Annotated in this window: 11 protein-coding genes; 1 reads left to right on the forward strand and 10 read right to left on the reverse strand. The window is 31.9% G+C overall.

Annotated elements, in window-relative coordinates; all coding sequences use genetic code 11:
• Window positions 1-38: 38 nt before the first annotated feature.
• The 7 genes from FM071_RS10635 to FM071_RS10665 form a co-directional block, all read right to left on the reverse strand.
• Window positions 39-596 (reverse strand): hypothetical protein, encoded by a 558-nt coding sequence (locus FM071_RS10635; protein ID WP_193112096.1) that lies wholly within the window; start codon window positions 594-596, stop codon window positions 39-41.
• On the reverse strand, window positions 580-942 hold the full coding sequence (locus FM071_RS10640) for a winged helix-turn-helix domain-containing protein (RefSeq protein ID WP_193112097.1): 363 nt from the start codon (window positions 940-942) through the stop codon (window positions 580-582). The genes FM071_RS10635 and FM071_RS10640 overlap by 17 nt, the downstream gene beginning before the upstream one ends.
• Window positions 943-1,074: 132 nt before the next feature.
• A complete protein-coding gene (locus FM071_RS10645; RefSeq protein WP_193112098.1) occupies window positions 1,075-1,335 on the reverse strand; it encodes a hypothetical protein in 261 nt (86 codons plus the stop codon).
• 10 nt (window positions 1,336-1,345) lie between these two features.
• Complete coding sequence (locus tag FM071_RS10650) at window positions 1,346-2,488, reverse strand: reverse transcriptase-like protein (RefSeq protein WP_193112099.1); 1,143 nt, start codon at window positions 2,486-2,488, stop codon at window positions 1,346-1,348.
• A 24-nt stretch (window positions 2,489-2,512) separates the two neighbouring features.
• Window positions 2,513-2,869, reverse strand: coding sequence for a gamma-glutamylcyclotransferase family protein (locus FM071_RS10655; protein ID WP_193112100.1), 357 nt, complete (start codon window positions 2,867-2,869; stop codon window positions 2,513-2,515).
• 1 nt (window position 2,870) lies between these two features.
• Window positions 2,871-4,277, reverse strand: a complete 1,407-nt coding sequence (locus tag FM071_RS10660; RefSeq protein ID WP_193112101.1) for a DUF2130 domain-containing protein — start codon at window positions 4,275-4,277, stop codon at window positions 2,871-2,873.
• Window positions 4,278-4,483: 206 nt separating this feature from the next.
• Window positions 4,484-5,854 carry a zinc-ribbon domain-containing protein gene (locus FM071_RS10665; RefSeq protein WP_193112102.1) on the reverse strand — a complete coding sequence of 457 codons (1,371 nt, stop codon included), beginning with the start codon at window positions 5,852-5,854 and terminating at the stop codon, window positions 4,484-4,486.
• Between the two features lie 158 nt (window positions 5,855-6,012).
• Between FM071_RS10665 and FM071_RS10670 the strand changes: the two genes are divergently transcribed.
• Complete coding sequence (locus tag FM071_RS10670; RefSeq protein WP_193112103.1) at window positions 6,013-6,213, forward strand: helix-turn-helix domain-containing protein; 201 nt, start codon at window positions 6,013-6,015, stop codon at window positions 6,211-6,213.
• 656 nt (window positions 6,214-6,869) lie between these two features.
• Here the strand turns inward: FM071_RS10670 and FM071_RS10675 are convergent.
• Genes FM071_RS10675 through FM071_RS10685 form a run of 3 tightly spaced genes read right to left on the reverse strand, consistent with a single transcriptional unit; the run spans window position 6,870 to window position 9,250 of the window.
• The gene (locus FM071_RS10675) at window positions 6,870-7,739 is read right to left on the reverse strand and encodes a hypothetical protein (RefSeq protein WP_193112104.1); all 870 of its coding nucleotides are present in this window, start codon (window positions 7,737-7,739) and stop codon (window positions 6,870-6,872) included.
• Between the two features lies 1 nt (window position 7,740).
• The gene (locus tag FM071_RS10680; RefSeq protein WP_193112105.1) at window positions 7,741-8,565 is read right to left on the reverse strand and encodes a ParB/RepB/Spo0J family partition protein; all 825 of its coding nucleotides are present in this window, start codon (window positions 8,563-8,565) and stop codon (window positions 7,741-7,743) included.
• 1 nt (window position 8,566) lies between these two features.
• Window positions 8,567-9,250, reverse strand: a complete 684-nt coding sequence (locus tag FM071_RS10685) for a ParA family protein (RefSeq protein ID WP_193112106.1) — start codon at window positions 9,248-9,250, stop codon at window positions 8,567-8,569.
• Between the last annotated feature and the right edge of the window lie 76 nt (window positions 9,251-9,326).

Consider the following 9,326-nt stretch of genomic DNA (forward strand, 5'->3'; position numbering starts at 1 on the left):
TTTAAAAAATAGGTGATTGCTAATAGCGATGTTTACTATCAAATACTTTGTGTTATTGTTCTGGATTTATACTGAGATAAAAAATATTCGAACTTTTCAATTTCTCCTTCTTGTTCACTCCATCGCCTAACATTCTTAAAATCAATATCATTTTTTAATGCTACCAGTATAGCTTGCTCTAAAGATCTTTCATCATCCCAAAAGAAATATGCTGCCAAACGATCTTTTACACTATCTGTCGGAGTAATAAGTCTTAATACTCCATATTCAGTTTCTATTTCAGAAATCTCTTTTACAAGCTCTTGTCCTATTGCCAGAGGACTTGCAGGAAACTCTACTGTATATTGCATATCGGAATGACGAAAATGTTTTCCCTCTTTAACAAATCCTAATTCATTCATTTTCTTTTTGATTTCATTATGCTTAAAGATGCTTTGATCAATCAAGTCTATATCCATTGAAGTATATTCTCCAAAACTATAGATTTCTACACAAAACCCACCGGAGAGTGTCGTTTTGATATCAATATCCAATAGTTCTTGACAGATGTAAGAGGCAATCTCGATATTGCTCATCTTGCTAAAGTTCTGTTTCACTGCTATCTCCCTTAAGGATATATGGCTTGTTTTTTCTTCTTGGCGCAGTTCTGTTAAATTGTAAACTCTCTTTTAGTTCATCAGGATATGCTTCTAATGCTTTTTTTAAAAGGGTTTTTAATTCTGGTAAAAAATAGTATCTTGGATTAAATTTATAGAGTCTGGATCTTCCTACTTGAAATCCAATTAACACTCCGCCCTCTTCTAGTGCATCTAGTTGTTTGCCTATCTGCGAAGGATTTAAATTGAAAAATCTTGCTATCTTGCTTGCATACCCTTCATTTTTTGATAAAAGGTATTGTAGTACTAGCTCTTTATCTTTTGAGCCTAATAGAACTTTTAGCATACAAACTCCTTTATAGTTTTTATTAACTATATTATAGTTTATATTAACTATTTTGTCAAAAATATATAATTTAAAGAAGCAATATTAATGTGAGTTTTATTTTTCTGAGATAAATATCTATAAACAAAGAAGTTAATTTTCCTCTATTCTTTTTACCAATTCATTCTCACAATAGATAGACATTTCATATGGTACAAGACGAAATGCCACTGTTGCTCCATCTGCATTTTGAGCCGTAGTTCTGATTGTATATTCACCCGATGATTGCAATGCCCCACTTGCGTCAATAATCATATCTGTTGCAAATGGATCGTTGATCTCAGTATAGCCCTCTTCAACAAGATACGCTTTGAGTATCTCTTTTAATCTATCTAATTCTTTGTCTTTTATCATTCTGTTCTCCTTATGATGTTTTTAAACTATTTTCAACCATCCCAACATATTTGTTATTAGGATGCATTAGATCAAGTAACTTCTTCATGTTAAAACGATTTTTTTGAACATTGAAGAGATCAAGTAATTTTTGATCTTTTTTTAATCTGTTTCTTATAAATCCTAAAAATGATGTTTTTTGTGCAGCGGGAAGAAGATGGTAGATCAATGCAAAAAGCTCAATGCTTTGAATAGTCATGTTATAAGGGGTTGTCTTTTTTGCAGAGAAATAAAATTCCAAGAGTTGTTTATCATCACTGTTTTTAGCCAAACTCATAGTGAACTCTCTCAAATCTTTACCGGAGAGCTGCTGTATCTGTGCAATGAAAGGATTTCTAACTATTTGGTTCGTCTCTTGCAGACCGGAAGTCCCTATTCTTCTTTGAATAACATCATCTGGATTGCTTAAATTATGAATGATCTTTTTAACGAGAGCCAGATAATATTCCTGAGACTTTGGAGTTTGAAATTTTACTTTGTCTACTTTTACTGCATAGTTGTTATAGATAAATTTATAAAATCTCTCTTTACTCTTTTTACCCCTTAGTATATTGTATATATCACTATAGAAATCCAAACTATGGGAATCTACTAAGACCGATGCATATTTTTGATTGTCTCTGTAGGCCTTTAGTATCCTATATTCATTCTCATTGGCAATAGTAAAAAAGGCTCTGATGATTTTATGCTGCGAGTAATTTGTAAATCGCTGCAGAAGTTTATCCTTCGTTATAGATCGACGCAAATATTTTTTATGAATGATTTTTTCCTCTAAAAATCTTGCTTTTTTAGCAAGTGCATCTGCATCCTCTGTAAATCCTCGTTTGAGCCAGAGAAATTGATAGGAGTGGATCTTATCTTGAAGCCAAATCTTTAAAGAATCAAGCTTTAGCACTTTGTTATCATAAACAAATACAACATTGTTGTACTTATTTTTAATAGCAATTTGTACACTGAATAAAAGAGCGTAATACTCTGCTAGATATGAATTTTCTATATTAGATACCGAACAAGAATATCTTTGCCCGGTGAAAAGATCTATCACACCCAAGCCAGCACATTGTGTTTGATCACAATAGCTTGCATCAGAGATCATAAATACATTATCATTCATACAGCTCTCCTGTTCTTATTCATTCTATTCAAAACTCTCAAGGAGCTCTAAATCTTTATACTCTATCTTCTCATTTAAAAAATATGTGATTGCCAATAGATCTATTCCAAGCGAAACTACTTCTATCTCTCTGCGCGTATAGTGCTGGGGATACCCTTCTAAAATATCCAACATCTCAAGAATCGCTTCATCAATTCTATAGACCTCGCCTTTTACATTGTATCCATGACCTTCATTATCAATAAGATATGGGAAATACTCTTCGGTGTTGACCATAGGGTAGTTTTGTTTTGAGGCGGCATTGCAGATAAACTCTGCATCCGCTAAGAGGTGGTGATTATGAAACCCTTGTTTGAGAGTTCCATAAACAAACAGATACATCTTATTCTTCCTCCTCATCTTCAATATATTCCAACTCAAGCGCTTTTACATTGCCAATCGCATTACCGGCAATCCCCTTGATAGAACCATACATGCCAATGGTATTATCAAGAACTTTCTCTATCTGCTTTTCTCTCTCTTTCCACAGTCTAGCCATTGCCCTCTTCTCTTTATCAAGCTGAGACTGCATTGCACTAAAGCCTTCGGTAATCGCTTCGATATGCATGGCAAACTCATTACTTGTTAAATAGTTGTATAGCAGACTCATCTTGTCACTTTTTCCTTCTTGTGATAGCTTTGATAGTGCAAGCTGTATCAACTGTTGGCGAATAAGTGCGGTGCTTCCTTTAAACTCATCGAATGTACAGACCCATACACCTTCATAAAATCCCATTCTCTCAAGTTCTTTTGGCAATACTGTAGTTACTAATACTCCAAAGTCAGCGCCCTTCTCTCTCATATCAGCTTTGAACTTCTCGATCCAGCTCTTTTGAAAATCTTTTGTGCGTTTGGACTCATAGTAGATCTTTGCACAATTGCTCATGGTCTGTGTATTGATGATCTGCAGACAATCAGCTCCACGTTGTCCTTTTTTGATCTCCTCTATAGTATCGAGTGGATAGTGTGTTGCAAGATACTCCTCGATTGCAAGCTCTTGTACTTCACCTTGGGTTTGCATACTTCCCTGCTGTGCCTTTTGTTGAGCGACACTGAGCTGCTCTTGTAATTGACGCATCTTCTCATCGGCCTCTTTGAGTTTGAGTTCGTTTTGAGAGGTGAGTTCCTGGACTGTTTTTTGTTTCTCGGCAGCGAGTTTTTCATAGAACTCTATTTGAGCTTTTGATCTGACCTCTGCTGCTATCTCCTCTTTTTCCATCTTGAGTTTTGCGATCTCGGCTTTGGATGCTTCGAGTTCCTGTATCTGTTTGGACTTTTGGCTCAAAGCGGACTCTAACTCCTCAATACGCGAAGCACTCTCTTTTTCAAGGGATTGTTTGATCTGGGTTTCCAACTCTTTTTTACTTTGCTGCAGGGCTTCTTGTAATTTTTGATCCTGTTGGCTCTGTAGAGTAAGGAGTTCTTTGTTCTTCTTTTCGATCTCCTGTTTGAGTATCCCCTCCTCTTGCTCTTTTATCTCCAGTAGCTCTTTAGAGATAGAGTCACGCATCGCTTTTTCTCTGGCTTTGAGCTGCAGCTGTAGTGATTCTTGCAACTTTTCATCGAATTGTTCCTGCTCTTTTTTCAGTTGCAGCTCTTTTGCAGCGAGATCGACCTGTGCTTTTTTATAGGCCTCTCTCTTTTGCTGCATATCTTGATTGAACTTTTTTTCATACTCTGAATAGATCGCCTCTTCCAATTTGATCTCTGTGCCACAGTTTGGGCACTGAATGGTTGTTTGCGTACTCATTTTATAGCTCCTTTGCGCTTAGTATATATTTTTTTCAATTGAAACTCCTGTTTCTTTTCAAATTGCAATATTTTCATCTTGATCTCTTATTTTATGCTCTATATATTGATAATAGTATGCAGCAGAATCCACTTTTTTTAAAGCGGGAAGTTCTGCTGCGATCACTATTAAATGACTTCGTTTTTATACTGACCTATTTATAAAATTCAGAGCAATTTACACTGATTGGATTTGAGGAGTCTTACTTTGTAAGGTTCCAGTTTTCCCTCTTCATAACGTTTTATATTATAGCCCACCCACTTTCTCAATGGTTCTGAAAGTCGCTTATTCTCAGCTATGTAAACAAGCACTTCTTTATATCGTTCTCTCCATTCGTCTATAAACTTTATTCTTTTACAATTTGGACAGCCTCCGTTATTTGTATAGATATTTCCTACCAGTGTATACCAGCTGTGTTTACACCTGTTACACTTCACATAGCTTTTATTATTACGCAGCTCAGGATCTTTTGGATCCAATGAATATCTTCCATTGCTTTTTTCATCAAGTGTTTTAGCTCTTTTTTCAAAACTCTCTTTTATCTTTTCCTCTTTCCTACATTGAGGACACGGATTTTTATTGCTCTTTACAAAGTAGAGTGTGTCATTAAATGTATGCCCGCATACTCTATGTCTGAAGGTATGTTTTCTGTCAACACCTGTATAGAAATTATCTACCAGAATATACTCACCATTATGATATTTTTTAAGATCTTTATTGATCCTATCAGGTATTTGGGATTGTTTTACCTCTTTTATTTCTGCTGCAGAGACCGATCTCTTTAGCACTTGAGAGATATAGGGTTCAATCTCTTCGGGCAGTCGTTCCCACAGTTTTGCAGGTATACGCAGTAAATCTTTTTTATTCTTGGCGACATAGCTATCTTTTATGCTGTCTCTATATTTAGAAGATTCAAAAGCTTCTTTTCCGTAACTAGCCCGCTCATGCTGCTCTCCATCCACCTCTATTAACAGATCTATAGATGGAATATAAAAGTCAAACTTGAGCCTTTTTCCTGTTTGTGGGTTGATACACTCATCATACTCTTTTTCCAGCTCATACTCAATTGTAAAATGATCGAATATATCTTTTAAATAACGATGTGTCATAGAATCCATACCTCGTCTGAAACAATTCGGGCATCGCTGTCCTGATTTGAATTTATTCCATTTCTTTTTAAATACAGTCCCACAGGTATTATGCTTGTATTTATGGAGTGTATTTGCATTTATATATTCACTATCCACAAACGAGTACTCTTTCTTAGTGCTCTCCTCTACTTTTATCATAATAGCTTCTCGTGTATATGCAAAATGTTTTCGTAGTTCTACTCCTTTGCATTTGGGACATCTTCTTTTACCTTTTACAAATTCATAGATATCCAATGAATACTCATGCATACATTTATTGTGACGGATTTTCATATATCGTTTTTTTCTGGCTGCGGCTTTTTCATCCAACTCAAGAAGTGAGTACTCATTATCCGTTTTTACTTCTACTAGTTCTTTCATTACTGGCCATGTGTATTTTTGACTCATAATATAATCCTGGTTTTAAATTTTAAAAAGTATTAGATATAAACTTTTTAGTATTAATAGTATTATATATAATACCTTATAATTTTATTAAAAGTATCTGATATAATACTATTTATGCAAATTACTATTAAATAAGCATAAATAACTATAATTACACTATGAAAAAGAAAGTTACAAATAAAGAGCTGGCAGAATTAATTGGAAAGAGTGAGCAGACAATAAAAGGATGGAAGTCAAGATTTCCTGAACTGTTAGAGATCGTACGGCTTGGAGCACTTTGTAAAGTCAATGATTTAGACAGTGAACAGATACTTAAACTTTCTGAACTCAAAGATGTAATTAAATCCTCTGATTCATAAATAACGAAGTACTTTAACACTGAATAATTCCCTAAAATAGGGAGTTTTAATAAAAAACGAAGTACTTTAACACCCACTTTCTATTAGATTAAATTCTTGTAAAATAAGATATTAAAAACGAAGTACTTTAACACTGGATAATTCCCTAAAATAGGGAGTTTTGACAAAAAACGAAGTACTTTAACACCCAGTTTCTGTTTAGATGATATCTTTATGACACACAAACTATGACATGTCAATTAAACGAAGTACTTTAACACCACTTCCTGTTTAGATGATATTTTTATAACACACAAACTATGGCATGTCAATTAAACGAAGTACTTTAACACTGGATAATTCCCTAAAATAGGGAGTTTTAATAAAAAACGAAGTACTTTAACACTAGCACTCCTTTTTAGGTTAAATTTTTATAACATCAAAAGTTTCAATATGTCAACTGAAAAAATTTATTTTTTTATAAAATAAGATATTAAAAACGAAGTACTTTAACACCCAAAACGAAGTATTTTAACACCTCTGCGAAGTACTTTAACACCCAAAACGAAGTACTTTAACACTCTAAACGAAGTACTTTAACACTTATTCGTAGATAATATAGATATTTAATATAGAAAATATATCTATTAATAGATGTATCTTTTTGAATACATCCATTAATCTTCAAATTCAGGAAGAACTTTAGTCTTCATATCTATAGGCATATTAATGAATACGTCATCTGTACCTTTATAATAAAAGATTTCTTTCTTTGAATCATAAATAATATCAAAGGATTTAAATACATCAATATGCTCTCGAAGTGTTTTTTTCGCTGTTTGAAGAGTTCTAGTACTTGCTGGAAGAGGAAATCCAACCGTAGTTAAAATATTTTCTAATGATAAATTAATTGCTTTATGAGTAAAGAAAAATCGTATAATAGATTTGACTAAAGGAGAATCTACTGAAAGTAAATCTGGAATTTTACTTGAATAGTTAATGCTCAATCCTCTTTCATAGAATTCTACATAATTTGGATCTAAAACGATACCATATAAATTTTCTTTTGATGAAAAGGCTTTTTTTAAGATAATTCTAAAATCTATTTCATTCCCATTTTTATCTTTATACTGAATTCTACAATCTGAAATTTCATCTAGTTTTTGTCTAAACCATCTTAAGTTTTTACTTTTATTTTCTATATCATCACTATAAAATTTAGCAATTTCTGATTGTGAAAAATATACAGCAATAGTTCCATCTTCTAAGCGTCTTATTTTTTTGTTATAAGTAAAAATAAGATCCATGATATCTTTATGAGTTTGTGTTAATAATCTATTTCTTATTTCTACATGACCCCATTTTGTTTCAATAATTCTTACATTGTTATTTTTTTTAAAATCTTTTGCAGCAACTGATTGCGGAGGAAGTTGTTTAACTGGTGCATAGATAGGAACACGTAATTCTTCCACACTACTTGTAGAATATTTTATTTTATCTTCAACAGTTTCAAATAAACTTTTTTGTATTGGTTTTTTTTGGGACATTTTAAACTTCTTTTTTTTCTAGCAACAATTCAATTTCATGAATATAAGCAATAATTTTTTCTTTTATAGGTTTTGTAAGACCTTTAGTATTAATAGTTATATTATTGTTACCATGTATAACTCTTTTAACCTTAATATGTTTTTTTCTTGTGTACTCTTTTATTTTAATTAATGCTTCATTTCTTGGTAAAATTCTAATTTTTTCAAATATATCAATCTGGTCATTTTTTGAAATTTTATTTATCGCAGCTAATACAGTGACATCTTTATATTGAGTATCTTTTATCCTATCTAAAAGCTCATCAGAAAGTTTTAAAATTGATAATAGCTTAGATACCCTTCCTTGGGAAATACCTAATGAATTTGATAGTTGTTCCTGGGTTCTTACTATACCCATTTTTAAAACCTTATTTAAAGCCATAGCTGTTTCTAATGGTTCCATATCCTTTCTTTGTAGATTTTCTATTATTGGAGATATAACTAAATCTTTATCTTCTAATGAAGTTAAAATATTCGCTTCAATTTCTTTCTTATTTAAATATTCATATGCAGCTACACGTCTATGTCCAAAAACAATCGTATAGGTTGAATCTGAATTTTCCAACACTGTGATTGGTTGTAATAAACCATTTTCAGCGATAGAATTAGCTAAATCTATTACAGCATTTTGTTCTAATTCAATTCTCGGTTGATGAGGATTAGTTTTTAGTTGAGTAATCGGAACGGTTGTTTTTCTTGGATGTTTTTCTTGAAAAGAATCTGTTAAACTAGCATCTTCAAAAACTTCACTTGCTAAATTAAAGTCTACTTTTTTTCTTTTTGCCATTTTATTTTTCCTTTTTTCTTTTTATTTTTTTAGCATTTTTTTTAAAATCTAATATATTGGATATTTCGGCAATTAATGCTTTAATTTCTTTAGAAGAATCTGAATTATTATCAAATTCACAAACACTAAATCCATGAGAAAGAGAAATTGAAAAATCTGATCGTCGTCTTAATACACTATTTAATAAGTCAAATTGTTTAGATGATTTTTGAATAAAATTTTGAATATCATTAAAGTTTTGTTGAGAGTGGTGTATTTTATTTAGAATAACATGTGTTTTTATATTTTTTCCAACTTTTTTTGAAACTTCTTTGATAATTGCTTTGTATTTTTCTAAACCTATAACCTCAAGAAATTCAGTTGATACTGGAGTAATAATTAAATCAGCTGCATACATCGCGACTCTATTTAAACCACTATCAAAACCACCTGTATCTATTACCGTGATATTTCTTTCATCATCATTATTTAAAAATTCTACAAAATCTTTTTTATCATCAAAACTTAGTATGTTTAGTTTTTTTTGTCCAAATTTACTTCGAATAACATTACACGCAGTTATTGTTTGTTGAACATCTAAATCTACAACATTTACATTATATTTTTTGCTTAGTTCGACAGCTAAATTATAGGCAATTGTACTTTTGCCTACACCACCCTTTTGGTGAGATATTGCTATGATCATATTTTGCCTTTATTAAAATAAATACTAATTATGTTCATGAACATAATTTTAAAGTAGTATATTCTAAAAATAAAAA

The organism is Sulfurimonas paralvinellae, from assembly GCF_014905135.1.
In the GTDB taxonomy this organism is placed as follows: domain Bacteria; phylum Campylobacterota; class Campylobacteria; order Campylobacterales; family Sulfurimonadaceae; genus Sulfurimonas; species Sulfurimonas paralvinellae.